Annotated in this window: 22 protein-coding genes; 13 read left to right on the top strand and 9 right to left on the bottom strand. The window is 68.1% G+C overall.

Annotation, left to right across the window (positions count from 1 at the left end; translation table 11 throughout):
- Positions 1 to 9: 9 nt before the first annotated feature.
- From D8670_RS15335 to D8670_RS15350, 4 genes are all read right to left on the bottom strand, one after another.
- On the bottom strand, positions 10 to 324 hold the full coding sequence (locus tag D8670_RS15335) for a PadR family transcriptional regulator (RefSeq protein WP_121818996.1): 315 nt from the start codon (positions 322 to 324) through the stop codon (positions 10 to 12).
- 166 nt (positions 325 to 490) lie between these two features.
- Positions 491 to 1,240, bottom strand: a complete 750-nt coding sequence (locus tag D8670_RS15340; RefSeq protein WP_121818997.1) for a metallophosphoesterase — start codon at positions 1,238 to 1,240, stop codon at positions 491 to 493.
- Entirely contained in the window at positions 1,240 to 2,931 is a 1,692-nt protein-coding gene (locus tag D8670_RS15345; RefSeq protein ID WP_121818998.1) for an RPA family protein, read from the bottom strand. The genes D8670_RS15340 and D8670_RS15345 overlap by 1 nt, the downstream gene beginning before the upstream one ends.
- Positions 2,928 to 4,202 carry a Single-stranded DNA binding protein gene (locus D8670_RS15350; protein ID WP_121818999.1) on the bottom strand — a complete coding sequence of 425 codons (1,275 nt, stop codon included), beginning with the start codon at positions 4,200 to 4,202 and terminating at the stop codon, positions 2,928 to 2,930. The genes D8670_RS15345 and D8670_RS15350 overlap by 4 nt, the downstream gene beginning before the upstream one ends.
- 114 nt (positions 4,203 to 4,316) lie before the next feature.
- On the opposite strand from D8670_RS15350, the gene D8670_RS15355 reads away from it, so the two are divergent.
- The gene (locus D8670_RS15355) at positions 4,317 to 4,994 is read left to right on the top strand and encodes a 2,5-diamino-6-(ribosylamino)-4(3H)-pyrimidinone 5'-phosphate reductase (protein WP_121819000.1); all 678 of its coding nucleotides are present in this window, start codon (positions 4,317 to 4,319) and stop codon (positions 4,992 to 4,994) included.
- A gap of 7 nt (positions 4,995 to 5,001) precedes the next feature.
- Here the strand turns inward: D8670_RS15355 and D8670_RS15360 are convergent, their stop codons facing one another.
- Together D8670_RS15360 and D8670_RS15365 are read right to left on the bottom strand one after the other, a co-directional pair.
- Positions 5,002 to 5,289, bottom strand: a complete 288-nt coding sequence (locus tag D8670_RS15360) for a DUF7545 family protein (protein WP_121819001.1) — start codon at positions 5,287 to 5,289, stop codon at positions 5,002 to 5,004.
- A 221-nt stretch (positions 5,290 to 5,510) separates the two neighbouring features.
- Entirely contained in the window at positions 5,511 to 6,839 is a 1,329-nt protein-coding gene (locus D8670_RS15365) for an FAD-dependent oxidoreductase (protein WP_121819002.1), read from the bottom strand.
- A gap of 140 nt (positions 6,840 to 6,979) precedes the next feature.
- Between D8670_RS15365 and D8670_RS15370 the strand changes: the two genes are divergently transcribed.
- The 6 genes from D8670_RS15370 (at position 6,980) to D8670_RS15395 (ending at position 10,424) form a co-directional block, all read left to right on the top strand.
- The gene (locus D8670_RS15370; RefSeq protein WP_121819003.1) at positions 6,980 to 7,264 is read left to right on the top strand and encodes a DUF357 domain-containing protein; all 285 of its coding nucleotides are present in this window, start codon (positions 6,980 to 6,982) and stop codon (positions 7,262 to 7,264) included.
- A 148-nt stretch (positions 7,265 to 7,412) separates the two neighbouring features.
- A complete protein-coding gene (locus tag D8670_RS15375) occupies positions 7,413 to 8,207 on the top strand; it encodes a ferritin-like domain-containing protein (protein WP_121819004.1) in 795 nt (264 codons plus the stop codon).
- 132 nt (positions 8,208 to 8,339) lie between these two features.
- Entirely contained in the window at positions 8,340 to 8,615 is a 276-nt protein-coding gene (locus D8670_RS15380; RefSeq protein ID WP_121819005.1) for an ArsR/SmtB family transcription factor, read from the top strand.
- A gap of 55 nt (positions 8,616 to 8,670) precedes the next feature.
- Entirely contained in the window at positions 8,671 to 8,973 is a 303-nt protein-coding gene (locus D8670_RS15385) for a DUF8036 family membrane protein (protein WP_121819006.1), read from the top strand.
- 242 nt (positions 8,974 to 9,215) lie between these two features.
- On the top strand, positions 9,216 to 10,199 hold the full coding sequence (locus D8670_RS15390) for a transcription initiation factor IIB (RefSeq protein ID WP_121819007.1): 984 nt from the start codon (positions 9,216 to 9,218) through the stop codon (positions 10,197 to 10,199).
- 45 nt (positions 10,200 to 10,244) lie between these two features.
- Positions 10,245 to 10,424 (top strand): DUF7836 family putative zinc-binding protein, encoded by a 180-nt coding sequence (locus D8670_RS15395; protein ID WP_121819008.1) that lies wholly within the window; start codon positions 10,245 to 10,247, stop codon positions 10,422 to 10,424.
- A 1-nt stretch (position 10,425) separates the two neighbouring features.
- Here the strand turns inward: D8670_RS15395 and D8670_RS15400 are convergent, their stop codons facing one another.
- Positions 10,426 to 10,830: a translation initiation factor IF-2 subunit beta gene (locus tag D8670_RS15400; RefSeq protein WP_121819009.1), complete on the bottom strand. Its 405-nt coding sequence runs from the start codon at positions 10,828 to 10,830 to the stop codon at positions 10,426 to 10,428.
- Positions 10,831 to 10,992: 162 nt separating this feature from the next.
- Between D8670_RS15400 and D8670_RS15405 the strand changes: the two genes are divergently transcribed.
- The gene (locus tag D8670_RS15405; protein WP_121819010.1) at positions 10,993 to 11,229 is read left to right on the top strand and encodes a UPF0058 family protein; all 237 of its coding nucleotides are present in this window, start codon (positions 10,993 to 10,995) and stop codon (positions 11,227 to 11,229) included.
- Between the two features lie 165 nt (positions 11,230 to 11,394).
- Here D8670_RS15405 and D8670_RS15410 read toward each other — a convergent pair whose 3' ends face one another.
- Complete coding sequence (locus tag D8670_RS15410) at positions 11,395 to 11,853, bottom strand: DUF555 domain-containing protein (protein WP_121819011.1); 459 nt, start codon at positions 11,851 to 11,853, stop codon at positions 11,395 to 11,397.
- A gap of 92 nt (positions 11,854 to 11,945) precedes the next feature.
- On the opposite strand from D8670_RS15410, the gene D8670_RS15415 reads away from it, so the two are divergent.
- The gene (locus tag D8670_RS15415) at positions 11,946 to 12,830 is read left to right on the top strand and encodes a DNA-3-methyladenine glycosylase family protein (RefSeq protein ID WP_121819012.1); all 885 of its coding nucleotides are present in this window, start codon (positions 11,946 to 11,948) and stop codon (positions 12,828 to 12,830) included.
- 76 nt (positions 12,831 to 12,906) lie between these two features.
- Entirely contained in the window at positions 12,907 to 13,185 is a 279-nt protein-coding gene (locus tag D8670_RS15420) for an acylphosphatase (protein ID WP_121819013.1), read from the top strand.
- A 32-nt stretch (positions 13,186 to 13,217) separates the two neighbouring features.
- Here the strand turns inward: D8670_RS15420 and D8670_RS15425 are convergent, their stop codons facing one another.
- Positions 13,218 to 14,012 (bottom strand): formate/nitrite transporter family protein, encoded by a 795-nt coding sequence (locus tag D8670_RS15425; protein WP_121819014.1) that lies wholly within the window; start codon positions 14,010 to 14,012, stop codon positions 13,218 to 13,220.
- Between the two features lie 134 nt (positions 14,013 to 14,146).
- Here D8670_RS15425 and D8670_RS15430 point away from each other — a divergent pair, with 134 nt between their 5' ends.
- From D8670_RS15430 to D8670_RS15440, 3 genes are read left to right on the top strand one after another with little or no spacing between them, the layout of a single operon-like run.
- Positions 14,147 to 14,851 (top strand): RNase P subunit p30 family protein, encoded by a 705-nt coding sequence (locus D8670_RS15430; RefSeq protein WP_121819015.1) that lies wholly within the window; start codon positions 14,147 to 14,149, stop codon positions 14,849 to 14,851.
- A complete protein-coding gene (locus D8670_RS15435; protein WP_121819016.1) occupies positions 14,835 to 15,485 on the top strand; it encodes a class I SAM-dependent methyltransferase in 651 nt (216 codons plus the stop codon). Before D8670_RS15430 ends, D8670_RS15435 begins: the two co-directional genes overlap by 17 nt.
- Positions 15,482 to 15,961: an Rpp14/Pop5 family protein gene (locus D8670_RS15440; protein ID WP_121819017.1), complete on the top strand. Its 480-nt coding sequence runs from the start codon at positions 15,482 to 15,484 to the stop codon at positions 15,959 to 15,961. The genes D8670_RS15435 and D8670_RS15440 overlap by 4 nt, the downstream gene beginning before the upstream one ends.
- Positions 15,962 to 15,964 lie beyond the last annotated feature (3 nt).

Genomic DNA, 15,964 nt, shown 5'->3' on the forward strand with positions numbered 1-15,964 from the left:
GCGGCCGCGTCACTCTGCTTCCGCGATCTGCCCGACTTGCAGTTCCCCTTCCTGATCGAGGTACTGCTCCTCCCACTCGCGTCGCGCCTCTATCTCGCGCTCGCCGCGCTGGGTGAGCGCGTAGTAGTTGGTCCGTCGGTCGAGTTCCCCCTTGTCGACGAGCCCTTTGTCCACCAGCGTGTCGAGATTCGGGTACAGCCGCCCGTGGTGGATCTCGGTCTCGTAGTACTCCTCAAGCTCTTCTTTGATCGCCAGTCCGTGCGGGTCGTCTTCCCCAGCGATGACGTACAGCAGGTCACGCTGGAATCCGGTTAGATCGTACATGAGTTCTCCCCCAAGTGCCCCCTTCGAAGGCGTCTGACAATTGCATCGACTGTGGGGTAAATCCTTCACCAAATCACTTTGGTGGGTCGACAGTGTCGGGCGTGCTAATCTGTTGGATCGGTGTCGATTCCCGGCGACCGAGCCCCGCCCCGACGTGTCTGCTCAGTTACACTCGGCGGTAGGATCCGAGCCGCGTCCCGTCGAGGAGGTACGCCTGCCCCTCGTCGAGCCCCGCCGGGAGGAACGGCGAGAGGAACTCCTGTCCGGCGACGTTCACCCACGTCCCGCCCGACAGGTCGTTGAACGCGGGAAAGACGACGAGTTCGGTCGCCGCTACGTCGTGCTCCGGATAGCGTTCCTCGAACGGCCCGGGCGCGAGCGACCCGCGGAGCCAGACCCGCTCGACGCGGGACCCGCCGACCTCGTCCTCCAGCCGGACGCAGGGGTGCTCGTGGCCCAGGCAGACGACCTCGGCCGACAGCACGTCCGGCGACGGCCAGGTGTGGCCGTGGGCGAACCCCACGTTTCCGATGCGAGCGCCGTGGCCCGGCGTCACCGTCGCGTCGCCGACCCACGACTCCACGTCGCCGTCGTGGTTGCCCTTGGCGAGCGTCACCGGCAGGTCCGCCGGCAGCGACTCCAGGAGGACCTCGACCTCGCCGCGCTCCGCGCCGCCGGGCTCGCCGATGGAGTGCATCAGGTCGCCCAGCACGACCAGCCGGTCGGGCTCCGTCTCGGCGACGAGGCCCAGCAGCCGCTCGCGACGGGACTCCGCCTCGCTGTCTATCTCGACGCCCTGCTCGTAGCGGAGCCCTGCCTCGATGCCCGCGTGGTAGTCCGCGACCACCAGCGCGCGCTCGTCGCCCAGGTCCGCGACGGCGGCGGGCGTCCCCGGGACCGGCTCCACCGCCGTCATCAGATGGGCTTCAGCGTGTCCTCGCCGGACTCGTAGCACTGCCCGCCCATCAGCGCGTCCTGGAGGGCGTCGTCGACCTCGCCGGGGTCCGCGCCCGTGCGGTCGACGACGGCGGCGACCAGTTCCTCCCGCGGCGCCCCGTCGCCGTCGTCGAGTTCCTCCATGGCGTCCATGACGACCGAGTCGAGGGGCTCGTCGGCCGCGGGGGCTTCGTCGGCCTCCGCTTCCTCGTCCGCGCCGGCCTCGTCGTCCTCTGCGGCCGCACCCGACGACTCCTCGGCGCCGGCCGCCTCGGCCGCCTCCGCGAGGTCGTCGTCCGGCAGTTCGTCGCTCGTCGCTTCGAGCGCATCCTCCTGGTCGGCGTCGGCGCCCGCCTCGTCCTGGTCGCCGGTGAGTTCGTCCTCGGTCGGCTCCGCCTCGGTCGAGCCGTCGGCGTCCGCCGCGTCGTCCGGTTCGACGATGTCGATGTCCGCTTCGCCGGGCTCGCCGACCTCGGTGCCCGTCGAGAACTCGGTACCGTACTCCTCCTCGATGCGCTGGCGCTCCTCCTCGTCCATCTCGTACATCTCGTCGCCGACGTCGCCGGTGCCGAGGTCCTCAGCGTCGTCGTCTTCCGGCTCGAACTCCTCGTCGGTCACCGTCTCCTGGCCGGGTTCGACGTCCGCCGTGTCGTCCCAGTCGCCGAGCGCCTCCTCGGCGTCCTCGGAGTCCTCGACGGTGGTCTCGGTGTCGCGGACCGCCTCCGCGTCGGCAGCGGTCGCCTCGTCGACACCGGGTTCGTCGGCCGACGCGGCCTCGGCGGGGTCGGCCCCTTCGTCCGGCGCTGTCGTCTCCTCGCCGGTCGGTTCCGGCTCCGCTTCTGCGGACGCCGCCCCGCCCGCGTCGGATTCGGTGTCCGCCTCCGCGCTCGGGGTCGTCCCGGCGGCTTCGCCCACCTGCGAGAGGGTGAACTCGACCTCGGTCTCGTCGCCCCCGTCGCCGGGGCCGAGCGTGAGCGGGCCGACCTCGTCGGCGTCTATCTCGTCGGCGACGACCCGGCTGGCGTCGATCGCCACGTCCCAGAGGTCGCCGAGGTACCCGCGCGTCGTGCCGTAGTAGTCGACGGCGAGGGGGATCCCCTGCGCGAGCGCGCGGTCGACGCCGCGGTCCAGCAGGGCGGCTTCGAGGTCGTCCCCGCGCTCGTCCATCGCCAGCGCGTCGGCCATCGTGCCGACCCGTTCGAGGGTCTGCTCGGCGGTCCGCACCGCCCAGCGGTCCCGCGTGTCGGCGTCGACGCGGTTGATGCTCTCCGGGCGGATGGAGGTGTACACCACGTCGGAGTCGTCGGGCTGGAAGGTGTTCGCCTTCCCCGTCACCGCGACGAACGCGGGCGGGTCCATCCGCTCCAGCGCGGCCATCTCGTCGGGCTGGTACTGGCCGGCGTAGACGACGAACGCGCCCGTCGGGTCGACGACGCGGGCCCGGAGCACGTCCTCGTTGACCTGCTCTATCTCCGTGAGGACGCCCACCGCGAACATGCGGTTGACGCGCGCGCCGGTCGGCGTCACCACGTAGTTCGGGGCGCGCTCCTCGTCGCTCTCGGAGAACTCCAGTTCGGCGTCGTCGAACTCCGCGGCGAAGATCCGGTAGGCGATCTCGCGGTTGCCGGGGCTGCCGCCGTCGTCGCCGTTGCCGTCCTCGCTCTCGCTCATGCTCCCACCTCCTCGATCAGCGCTAGGGCGTGGTCGGCGGGGTCGTCGTCGGACCGCTCGAACTCGGTCGCGTCGAGGTTCGCGCCGTACTCGTCGACCGAGAGGTGGCCGCGGACGCGGTACTCACGCCCGACGATCCGCTCGCGGATGGTGTCGGCGACGACCTCCTGGTCCATCGCCTCGCGGGCCTGCTCGCGGGCGTCGTCCACGTCGCCGCCGTACACCTCCTCGGTGAGGTCCTCGTCTAACACCGCGGTGACCGCGCCGGTGCCGTCGTCGAGGATGGCCTTCACGCGGAGGTCGTCCTCGCCGTCGACGTCGCCGTGCGTTCGGCACTGGCCCTTCTGGATGACGCGGCCGCACTCGGGGCAGCGCTGGATGAGGCCGGAGCCGTCGCGGACGGCGATGACGTTGCCGACGAGTTCGACGTCGTACACGCCGCCGCTCCGGATGGCCTCGCCGGCGTCCATTCGCGGCGCCGCCGCGCTGACGTCGACGTCCCGGGACAGCGCGTCGACCCGGGAGAACTCGGAGACGTTCACCGAGGGGACGCCGCGGTACTCGCGGACGTACACGTTCTCGATCCGCAGGTCCGCGCCCTCCTCGATCTCCGGGTGAGGGTCCCAGTCGGTGAACGGTAGGCGGCCGCTCTCGTCGCCGAGCACGCCGCTCAGGATGTCCGTCTCGCCGTCGCGGCCGTCTATCGTCCGCGTCTCGACCTCGACGACGCGGGCTTCCACGTTGACGCCGCGGTCGCCCACCTGCACGTCGATCAGGCCGGCGTCGCCGCCGACCTCGTAGTCGACGGCCAGGTCCTCGTCGGCGTGGGCGACCGTGGTGCTCTCGCCGACGTTCAGTTCGGGTTCGCCCTCCCACTCGCGGACGCCGGCGTTGCCCAGCGTGACGGTGTCGCCGGGTTCGAAGTCCACGTCGGTCCAGGCGGTGTAGTCGATGACGCCCGTCCCGTCGGCGAGGCGACCCTCGTAGATGACGTTGTCCTCGCCCTGGTACCGGATCGAGCGCTTGCCCTTGGTGAGCACTTTCGCCGTCACCGTGACGTTGCCGTCGTCGGTCTCTATCTCGGCGACGTCCGCCTCGCTGGGCGCGGCGCCGCCGCCCTCGCTCCCGTCGCCGTACTTGCGGCGGAGGCTCTGTTTCGCCTCGTCCATCGGCACGCTGTACGACACCAGGTTCTCAAGGTCCTCTTTGACCTCCTCTTTGTCAACGCCGAGGTCGGAGGCGAGATCCTCGGCATGATCGTCTAAGCTCATCACCGGCACTTCGAGGGGGCGGGGTAAAAATGATTCCCGTGGACCCGCCGAGCCGTCGCTCTGGTGCGCCGCAGCGACCGAAAGCGGTTTTCTCGCCGCGGGGCAAGGACGCCCATGCGCGTCGTCGTCAACGCCGCCACGAGCGCCGACGGGAAACTCTCGCACCGCGGCCGCGAGCAGGTCGCCATCAGCGGTCCCGAGGACTTCGACCGGGTCGACCGCCTCCGCGCCGAGAGCGACGCCGTCATGGTCGGCGTCGGTACCGTCCTCGCCGACGACCCGCACCTGACGCTCGACGACCCCGAACTGGTCGACGAGCGCGCCGCTCGCGGCGAACCGGACCATCCCGCCCGCGTCGTCGCCGACTCCCGCGGACGAACGCCCTCTGACGCGCGGATCCTCGACGACGCCGCGGAGACGTACGTCCTCGTGAGCGAGGCCGCCTCCACAGAGCGCGTCGCCGACCTTCAGGACGCCGGCGCGGCGGTCGTCACGGCCGGCCGGGACCGCGTCGACCTCCCCGCGGCGCTCGACGAGCTCGCCGGCCGCGGGATCGACCAGCTCATGGTCGAAGGCGGCGGCGAGATCATCTTCTCGCTGTTCGACGCCGGCCTGGTCGACGAGCTCACCGTCTTCGTCGGCGGGACGATAATCGGCGGGCGCGACGCGCCGACGCTGGCCGACGGTGAAGGATTCGTCGAGGACTTCCCGGCGCTGTCGCTCGCGGGCGTCGAACGGCTGGACGACGGCGTCCTCCTGCGCTGGGTGCCGGAGCCGCCGTCGGAGAAGTAGTACTACCTCAGTGGTCGTGGCCGGTCAGTTCCTCGAACGTCGCGCCGAAGCGCTCCTCGAAGATCTCCATCGTGTCCGCCTCGACCGACTGGATCTCCTCGCTCGGCTCACCCTGGCTGTGGTGGATCGCGCCGTGGATCCGCTGGGCGCACCCGAACAGGGCGATGTCGCCGACGACCGTCGCGGCCGCCTCGTCGTCCTCCTCCGAGAGCATCTCCACGAGGGCGGCGGGGAGTTCGATCTCGTCGTCGCCGCCGTCCGAAGATTCGAGCGAAACGGTGATAGTGTCCGTCATGCCGTGACGTTCGGCGGTGCGACTAATCCCTCTTTGGATCTCCCGGGGTCGTCGGCCGCGACGGCCCTCGAAGAACTCTGCGTCGGAGGAGAGCGTTCAGTCGTCCGCGTCTAACGAAGCGGCGACCGCGGCATCTCGGGGCCTTCGACCCACTCAGCACCGTTCAATCGTCGGCCTCTAACGAAGCGGCGACTGCGGTCTCGGCACGAGTCCTCGACCGTTCAGTCGTCCGCTTCGACCGCCGCGTCCGTGGACGCCTCCGCCCCCGTCGGTTCGAGCGTTTCGAGGTAGTCGTCGGCGTCGAGGGCGGCTTTGCAGCCCATGCCGGCCGCGGTGACGGCCTGCTGGTAGTGGTAGTCGACGACGTCGCCCGCGCCGAAGATGCCGGGAACGCCGGTCTTCGTCTGGCCGCCGCCCTTGCCGCCCTCGGTCTGGATGTAGCCGGTGTCGTCCAGTTCGACGTCCGTCTCCTCCAGATACCCGGTGTTCGGCGTGTGGCCGATGGCGAGGAAGACGGCGCCCACGTCGAGGTCGTACTCCTCGGTCTCGGGGTCGTCGAGCTTCTCCGTGGGGTGGCCCTCGGGGTGCTCGACGAGCGTCGCGCGGTCGACGCCGTCCTCGGCGGAGCCGTGGATCTCCGTCAGTTCCGTGTTTTTCAGGATCTCGATCTCGCCCTCGTCGACCTTCTCCTGTACGCGGTCGACCCAGTAGTCCTCCGCGCGGAACTCCTCGCGGCGGTGGGCGATGTACACCTTCGAGGCGAACTTGGTGAGGAAGTCGGCCTCCTCCATCGCGGCGTCGCCGCCGCCGATGACCAGCATCTCCTCGCCGCGGAAGAACGCGCCGTCGCAGGTTGCGCAGGTAGAGACGCCGTAGCCCATCAGTTCGTCCTCGCCGGGGACGCCGAGCGTGCGGGCGCTCGCGCCGCTGGCGGCGATGAAGGCGTCGGTCGTGTACACGTCGCCGTTGGTCAGCTCGACGCGGTATGGCCGCGAGGAGTCGTCGACGGACTCGATGACGCCGTTTATCGTCTCGGCGCCGAACTTCCGGGCCTGCTCCTTCATGTCGTTGATGAGGTCCGGACCGCTGATCCCCTCGGGGAAGCCGGGGTAGTTCTCGACGTCCGTGGTAAGGGTGAGCTGGCCGCCGGGCTCGTCGCCTTCGACGACCAGCGGCTCGTTGTTCGAGCGGGCGGAGTAGATGGCCGCGGTCAGCCCCGCGATGCCGGTGCCGGCGACGATCAGCTTGCGGTGCTCGACGCCGTCGTCACCGCCGCTCTCGTCGGCGATGCCGAGCTTCTCGTCGAGCTCGCCGGTCTCGTCGAGCGCGCTGGTGTCGTCCCAGCCGCCGATGAGCTCGTCGTCGATGAACACCTCGGGCGCGGTCTGGCGGCCGTCGGCGCGCTCGAGCATCTCCTCGAACAGGTCCTCGTCGCCGGTGACGTTGTACTCCTCGTACTCGACGCCCTTGGCGTCGAACAGGTCCTTCGCCTTCTCGCAGTAAGAACAGTCCTCTTTCGTATATATCTCCACGTGAGGCTGGTCGCTCATGCGGAATGATTGGCCAGCGGGGCGTATTTAGCTTGCGTTGTCATCACGCGTTTCCGGCATCTCGGACGAGTGATACGGGCGACAGGGCGGCTGAAACGCCGGTCGAAGGGCCTATCCCTCCGGCACCTGTCGGCCCCGATATGGCCGCCGATCTGGAGGAGAAGACGAACAGGTACCACGACCTACTCTCGGAGGCGCTCGACGCGGCCGAAGTGGCGCCGCCCGCGGACACGCCGATGGGGGAGGCGGCCGCGGAGTGTCTGGAGATGGCCGAGTCCTACCTCGACGACGGCCGGCACTTCCGTGAGAACGGCGACCTCGTCAACGCGCTCGCCGCGTTCTCGTACGGTCACGCGTGGCTGGACGCCGGCGCGCGCGTCGGGCTGTTCGACGTTCCGACGGAGGGCCACCTCTTCACGGTCTGACGGTCGTCGGACCTGTTCCCGCTCCGAGAGAGCGGGGGTCGAATTTGGGTGGGAACTGGTCGACTGTGGCCCTAACTGGAAAGTAGTGTTAATACGCTAACAGTTGTGTACGTTGTACGCGTCGGGGGGATTCCGACGCCGAACCATCATGAGAGACACCTCTGACGGGGAGCACACGCCCCCGCACGAGATCGTTGCACACGTCAAAGACACGCTCGACGACTTCGGCAGCACTCGCCGAAGCTTCCTCGCCGGCACCGGGACGATCCTGGGCGCGGGAGCGCTCTCTGGCACGGCGTTAGCCGGGGGAGACGACGACGAGCACGGCGACGGACACGGCGGCGACAACGGCGACGACGGCATGAGCGGCATGACTGACGTCGACATCCTCAACTACGCACTCACGCTGGAGCACCTGGAGGACGTGTTCTACAGGGAGGGGCTGGAGCGCTACACCAAGGACGAGGTGATGCATTCGAGCGTCTATCAGCATCGCTTCGGTGAGTTCATCCAGGACGACCTGTACGCGAACCTCGAACTCGTCGGCGAGCACGAGTCGACGCACGTCGAGGCGCTGACCGCCACCATCGAGGAACTCGGCGGGGAGCCGGTGCCGGAGTGTACCTACGACTTCGGCTACAGCACCTTTCACGAGTTCCTGGACACCGCCGCACTGCTGGAAAATACCGGCGTGAAGGCGTACAACGGTGCGCTCGCGATGATCGAGGACCCCGCCCTGCAGACCACCGGTGCGACCATCGCCACGGTGGAGGGGCGACACGCGTCGTACCTCAACCTGCTCACCGGCGAGGTCCCGTTCCCGGCGGCGTTCGACGAGGCGGCCCCGATGGAGGACATCCTCGAGGCGGCGGGCGGATTCATCACCGAGTGTCCCGACGGCATGGAGATGGACGACTCCTCGAACGGCGACGACGACCACTGACGGACCTCGTGGCGGTAGTTCGGTCGTCCGCTCGATCGTCCTCCGTCACTCGCCGCTGGCGCTTCGGTCGCCTCCTCATCTCGGGTCTGCTTTGATTGGGGTTTACAAGCGGGGAGATGGTCAATATCGGTAATGGAGGCCGTTCTGTGGTACGTGTTCACTGGCACCCGCGGTGGGGAGAACCGTGCCCGTATTCTGCGCGCTCTCGACGAACGACCGCGGAACGCCAACCAGCTCGCGGAGGATCTCGACCTGGACTACAAGACGATCCGTCACCACCTCGACGTTCTGAGGGACAACGAGATCGTCGAGAACAGCGGCGACGACTACGGAACCGTCTACCTGCCGTCCGATAAGGTCCGACGCCACTGGGACACGGTCGAAACGATCCTGGAGAAGGTGGAGTGAGTATGTACGAATTTGGGCAAGAGTATAACCGGCGTCTCGGCCAACGTGGTACCAGATGACCCTCTGGTTCGACGTGGCCCGTGTCGCCATCGTGATCAATCTCGTTCTCCTGCTCGGGTTGGGCTACGTCTGGGGCAGGAACTACGCAAAGTTCCGGTCGAAACACACGCTCGGACTGCTGCTGTTCAGCGCGATACTGTTGGTAGAGAACGGATTCGCCCTGTACATCTACACGCTCGACCCCGTGTTGAGCGTCTGGATCGCGCAGGTCCCTCCCCCCGCTCAGCGGGCGATGACGCTCCTTCGCGTCTCGGAGGCGGCGGCCCTCGGCGTTCTCACGTGGGCCACGTGGGACTGACGTCGAAGTGTCGCCGGATCGCTTCGTGGTCGACGCGTCCCGTTCCCCGCGTCGCAGCCAGGTAATTATCATGACTGATACTCGATCAATAATCGATATATTCATACGTGTCCGAATGGGGCTTTATATAGATCGCCGAAAGACTTATAATAGTATCGGTCTTACTTCTTGTTAGGAAGACGACCCGGGTTTCTTCGGTCCCCACCCCCGAGTCCCGTTTCCATCACCCCCAATCCCCCATCATGAGCGACTCAAACATACGCACGACCACTAGCCAGACGGAAACCGAGCGCGCCGACGAACAGGAGCGAGAGCAGGAAGCCGTCGACGCCTGTCCCGAGTGCGCCGGCTCGCTCCGGCAGGACTCCGCACAGGGCGAGACCGTCTGCGAGGACTGCGGCCTCGTCGTCGAGGAGGACTCGATCGACCACGGCCCCGAGTGGCGGGCGTTCAACTCCCAGGACCGTGACCAGAAGTCGCGAGTGGGCGCGCCGACGACGAAGATGATGCACGACGAGGGGCTGTCGACCAACATCGGCTGGCAGAACAAGGACGCGTACGGCAACTCGCTGTCCTCGCGCCAGCGCCACAAGATGAAGCGCCTCCGCACGTGGAACGAGCGCTTCCGTACCCGCGACTCCCAGGAGCGCAACCTGAAGCAGGCGCTCGGCGAGATCGACCGGATGGCGTCCGCGCTCGGCCTCCCCAAGAACGTCCGGGAGACCGCCAGCGTCATCTACCGCCGCGCGCTGGAGGAGAACCTCCTGCCCGGCCGGTCCATCGAGGGCGTCGCGACCGCTTCGCTGTACGCCGCGGCCCGTCAGGCCGGCACCCCCCGGAGCCTCGACGAGATCGCGACCGTCAGCCGCGTCGAGAAGATGGAACTCACCCGCACCTACCGCTACGTTGTCCGCGAACTGGGCCTCGAAGTCAAGCCCGCCGACCCCGAGAGCTACGTCCCGCGGTTCGCCAGCGAACTCGACCTCTCCGACGAGGTCGAGCGCCAGGCCCGCCGCCTGCTCGACGACGCTCGAACCAGCGGCATCCACAGCGGGAAAAGCCCCGTCGGTCTCGCCGCCGCCGCGATGTACGCCGCCTCCCTGCTCACCAACGAGAAGGTGACACAGACCGAGGTCGGCACGGTCGCCAACGTCAGCGAGGTCACCATCCGCAACCGCTACAAAGAGCTTCTCGAAGCGTCCGGCACGTCGGCCGCGATGGCCTGACAGTTCCCGGCAAGACTTTTCACGCTCCCCGTGTCTCTCAGTCGCATGGAGGAAGCGTTCGTCCGACTTGTTTGTCCCGAGTGTACCAAAGACTGGGAGTCCTCACCGAGTAAACTGCCGCAGTACGACGACATGTTCCACTGTCCGAACTGTCACGCCACGCGCCGCACCGCGGAGTTTACGCGGACGGACCGGGACCTGGAGACGCTGAAGTCGCTCCAGTAACTCACGAACTCGTCGCCGAGCGAGCGCCGCAGGCCTCGCAGCGAAGTACCTGCACGCCCTGCTCCCGTTCGATCTGCGTGTCGGGGAGGCCGCACTCGTCACAGAGCACGTACTCCTCGGTGTACTCGTCGAGCGCTTCGGCGATGCGGTCCTCGTCGAACTCGCCGGTCAGGCGAGCGCGGCCGCTCTCGTCGATGTGGCCGCTCGTCCCGAGCTCGTTCTGTAGATACTTCATGACGTGATCCTCGTCCCGGCCGAGCCTGTCGACGGTGTCCTGAAAGTTCTCGTAGACGCTCGCTTTCCCCTCCTGCCGAACCTCCGGATCCGGGACGTCGAAGCGGTCGCTGGTCCCCTCTATCTCCGGCGTCTCCTCGATCGCGCGATCCAGTTGCTCGTCGTAGTCCATACCTCACCCAAACCGAGCGCCGAATAAAAACTTCACTCTCGATCCGCGGCCCGCGATACCGAGATCATTGGTATTGGGCCTCATACCCCTCATATTGGGAGATATGTGTTAACGGGACTCAAGATAATAATATAACCCTCCAGTTGCAAGAACTTGCTGTCCATGAAAAAGCAGGAGCTTATCCACCTTCACGGCCTGCTTGCAGAGGTATCCAACCACTACGAGGAGCGAAACGGAACGCCCGTTGACCTCGAAGAATACGAATCGCTGGGCGTCCGACCGACATCGATCCACAAGTCCAAGACCGACCACAAGGCTGCCGTCTTCGCGCTGGCGACCGGTATCACCTCCGAGATGGAGGGCGAAGAGTCCGAGACGGTCCCCGCGACCGCCGACTGAACGGTACTTCGCGTTCTGCCGCATCTCACGTCCCCCAGCGACGGCGCTGTCGGGTTCTCCGGTACTGCTCTCGTCGCCTCGCCGGCCGGCGGTCGTCGCGGACGCGGGGCTATCGGGGCACGAAAGACAGAAAACTGCAGGTCGCGGCGGTGCTGCGGCCGCCGATTACTCGATCAGGTCCTCGAACTCGGGGAGGACCTCGTCGTCGTCCCCGTCGGAGCCGGACGACTCCTCGTCGAGGGCGTCGTCGGAATCGCCGTCGGCCTCGGACGATTCCCCGTCGTCCTCCTCGACGACCTCGACCTCGACCACTTCGAGCGGGATGTTCTCCAGGCGCTGCCCGATCTCCTTGCGGGCGATCCGCGAGGCGTGCTCCTCGCGCTCGACGTTGAAGACGGTCATCTCCAGTTCCAGCGCGACGAGGCTCTCGTCGGCGGCGATGAACGCCGGTTCGAGCTCCTCGCCGCAGTGCGGGCAGTCCCGCTCCCCCATGTTGATCTCGACGTAGTTGAGGTCCGGATTCAGCATCTCGCCGGTCTTCGAGATGGCGATCCGCACCGCCTCGTCCGGGGTCTCAACGTCGTACACCGGCACCGCGGCCTCTACGACAACTCTGCAGTTCATGTCTATATTGTTCTTCTATTGCCAACAGTAAGAAGGTTAGCCCTGTCCCGAACACGAAACGAACAAGGGTCGACCGGCCTTCCCGAAGAACGATGGAAACGGGCGTCATCGACGCGAGCGCGCTGCCCGGTGGGCTGGATCTCCAGGCGACCGTCGAGAGCGGCCAGTCGTATCTCTGGCGGCGCGAGGACGGGCGGATGTACGAGACGGAGCGCGCCTTCGGCGGGTCGGCGTGGTACCACACCGTCGTCGACGGCGAGGTGATACGGACGCGGCAGGTCGACGGGCGGCTGGAGTGGGAGGCGACGACGGACGCGGAGCCGTACCTGTTCGACCTCCTCCGCCTCGACGACGACCTCGACGCCATCGTCGCGGCCGCGCCGGACGACGAGCTGATCCGCGAGGCGTACGACGCCTACCGCGGGATGCGACTGGTCCGGGACCCGCCGTTCGGCTGTCTGATCTCCTTCATCTGCTCGGCGCAGATGCGCGTCTCGCGCATCCACTCGATGGTGACGGCGCTCGCGGAAGCCTACGGCGACCCCGTCGAGTTCGACGGCGTGACCTACCGCGCGTTCCCGACGCCCGAGCAACTCGCCGAAGCGACGGAGGCAGAACTGCGCGACCTCGGCCTCGGCTACCGCGCGCCGTACGTCGTGCGGACCGCCGAGATGGTCGCTGACGGCGAGGCCCACCCCGCCGACGCCCGCGAGCTACCGTACGAGGAGGCCCGCGACTACGTGACGCAGTTCGTCGGCGTCGGCGACAAGGTGGCGGACTGCGTCCTCCTGTTCTCGCTCGACTTCTTCGAAGCGGTCCCGCTCGACACATGGATCCGGACCTCCATCGAGGACTACTTCCCCGACTGCGACCGCGGCAACTACGCCGATACCTCGCGGGCGATCCGCGAGCGCTTCGGGAGCGACTACGCCGGGTACGTCCAGACGTACGTCTTCCACTACCTGCGGAGCGCCTGAGGGCGCGCCGTCGCCGCTCTCGGCCGCGCTTTCCGAACGCGGTAGCTTCTTGCCGCGCCGCGGCGATCCGCCGCACATGAGCGACCGCAGTCGCGCACACGTGTTCGTCTCCGGCCGCGTGCAGGGCGTCTACTTCCGCGGGACCACGAGGGACACCGCCGAGGAGGAGGGCGTCGACGGCTGGGTCCGGAACCTGCAGGACGGCCGCGTCGAGGCCGCCTTCGAGGGGTCGGAGGACGCCGTCGAGTCGATGGTGGAGTTCTGCCACGAGGGCAGCCCGATGGCGGAGGTCGAGGACGTCGAGGTGGAGTACGAGGAGCCGCAGGGCGAGGAGGGCTTTCGCATCCGTCGGTGAGTTCCCCGGTCGCAGTCGCGCGCCGACCGCGATCAGTCGTCTGACTCGTTCGCCCCCTTCGCCTGTGCGACGTGGGTGAGCGTGACGAGCCCGAGCCCTCCCGCGAGGTTTCCGGCCGTGACGGTCGCGGTCGTGACGGCCAGCGCGGTCAAGCCGACCGGCGCGCCGAAGAAGATGCCGAAGCAGACGTGGAGGACGGTGACGATCACGTGGTCGAACGGGCCGAGCGCCAGCAGGACGCCGACTACGTAGGCGACCCAGATCCGGCTCCCGACGCTGTCGACGGCGTTCAGCATGAACGACATCAGCGACACGAGCGCGCCGCCCGCGAACGCTTTGGCGAACTCGGCCGGTGGTCGCCGGTGGATGATCTCCTCCGCCGTCGTGGAGAGCACCTCCGCCGCCGAAGCCGGGAGCGCACCCTCGACCGACAGCAGGAGCACGAACGGGACTCCGCCGACGAGATTGAACGCGAAGGTGAGCGTCCACAGACGGAGGATCGGCCCCGTCGTCGATCGGACTCCGTCGTCTCTCTCGACCGCCGTCGCGATCGGATCGAAGAAGTTGTCGTTGAACAGTTCCGCTCGACCGACGACGAGAAACACCATGCCGACGCCGAACGCGAGCGCGCCGGCGACGTGAGCGACCTCGCCGAACTCGGGGTGGACTACGCCCTCGACGATGCCCAGCGCGAGGTGGCCGAAGACGATCGTGAACCCCGCGATGACGCCCGTCGAGACGAGTTCGAGGGTCGACTGGTCGAGGCGTCGTTCGCCTTCCTCCGCCGCGCGGTCGAAGATCTCGGACGGATCGGGGGCAACGGTCACGGTCGATCGACAACGGGGACGCCCAAAAACGCCGGAGACGACGGTCTGACAGGACGAAACAGGGACCTGTCCGTAACAGGAGGCCGGCCCGCAGTTCCGCAACTGCAAAGGCCTGCCGCCGCGGTTGTCGGAGCATGTACGAGGCGGTTCACGCCCACCCCGACGGCGACAGCACCGTCGCTCGCCACGCCCGCACGGCCGGCGAGTACGGCTTCGAGGGGGTGGTCGTTCGCAACCACGGCGACGCCCGCGCCGACTACGACGCCGAGCGTATCGCCGACGAGTACGGCGTCGACGTCGTCGAGGGGCTGGAGGTCCGCGCCGACGACCCCGAGCAGGCGAGCGGCTACGTCGGCAACTACCGCCGGCAGGTGACGCTGCTCGCGCTCCACGGCGGGACCGCGGCGCTGAACCGCTTCGCCGTCGAGCACCCCCGGGTCGACGTGCTGGCCCACCCGATGGCGGGCAACGGCGACTTCAACCACGTGCTGGCGAAGGCCGCCCGCGACAACGGCGTCCGCGTCGAGTTCGACCTCTCGCCGGTCCTCCGCGCGACCGGCGGCGAGCGCGTGCAGGCGCTCGGCGACCTCCGGAAGCTCCGGGAGGTCGTCGAGCACTACGACGCGCCGTACGTCGTCAGCGCCGACCCGTTCTCGCACCTCCAGCTCCGCGCGCCGCGGGAACTGGTCGCCCTCGGTGAGGTGGTCGGGTTCTCCCGCGAGCAGGTCGCCGAGGGCCTCCGCGAGTGGGGCCGCCTCGCCGAGCGCAACCGGGAGCGCCAGTCCGAGTCGTTCATTGAGCCCGGGGTCGAACGGGGCAAGTATGAAGAAGACGATTGACGAGCACGCCGAGCGCTTCAGCGAGAAGGCCGAGGAGTACGACGAGAGCGAGTCGCAGGAGTACCGCGCCTGCGCCGACCTCGTGGTCGAACACGCGGCGCCGGACGCCGACGATACGGTCCTCGACCTGGGCTGTGGCACCGGCGCTATCGCGCTGGCGCTGGCCCCCGACGCCGACCGCGTGATCGGCCGCGACATCAGCGAGGGGATGCTGGAGCAGGCCGAGCGGAAGGCCGCGGACCGGGGCCTCGACAACGCCGAGTTCGGCGAGGGCCGATTCAGAGAGCCGGACGCGCCCACCGACGTCGACGTCGTCACCACGAACTTCGCCATGCACCACCTGAGCGACGCCGAGAAGCGGGAGGCGATCGACGAGATCGCCGCCCTCGACCCCGACCGGTTCGTCCTCGGCGACGTGATGTTCTTCGGCGAACCCGACCCCGACGCCCCGTTCTACAGCCCCGAGGTCGACGACCCAGCGACGGTCGGCGTTCTCTCCGACGCCCTGACCGACGCCGGGTTCGCGCTGACGGCCGTCGAGATGGTCCACGAGCAGGTGGGCGTGCTCGCGGCGGAGCGGGTCCCCGATTCCGCCGCGGTCGACGGCGCGGACGTCCCGAGCGCCGACGAATGAAGCACCTCCCGAAGCACCTGCGCCCGCGGTGGCGCTACCTCGCCGTCGGGATCGAGGCCTGGCCGGACGCCGGCATCGACCGCGGCGACTTCCAGCGCGAGCTCTGGTACGCCGCCCAGAACCTGCTTGGCGACGCCGGCAGCGCCGACGCCGACCTCACCGTGCTCGGCTTCGACTTCTCCGACGGCGTCGGGGAGACCGTCGTCCGCGTCCGCCACGGCCACGTCGACCCGGCGCGGGCGGCGCTCGCCTGCGTCGACGAGGTGAACGGCCACCCCGTCGGCGTCGCCGTCAGGGGCCAGAGCGGCACCATCCGAGGCTGTGAAGAAAAGTATTTAGGACGGCGTGGGGAACCATCCACGGAGAGAAAGGTCGTGTTCGAGAACGAGGAGCGGTCCGCAGTCGTGCGATCCGACGCGTACGACGTCCGGACCGACGCTGCGTTCGCGGGCGCGACGGAACTCGATTTCGAGTGATAC

Source organism: Halostella limicola, assembly GCF_003675875.1.
Taxonomy (GTDB): domain Archaea; phylum Halobacteriota; class Halobacteria; order Halobacteriales; family Natronoarchaeaceae; genus Halostella; species Halostella limicola.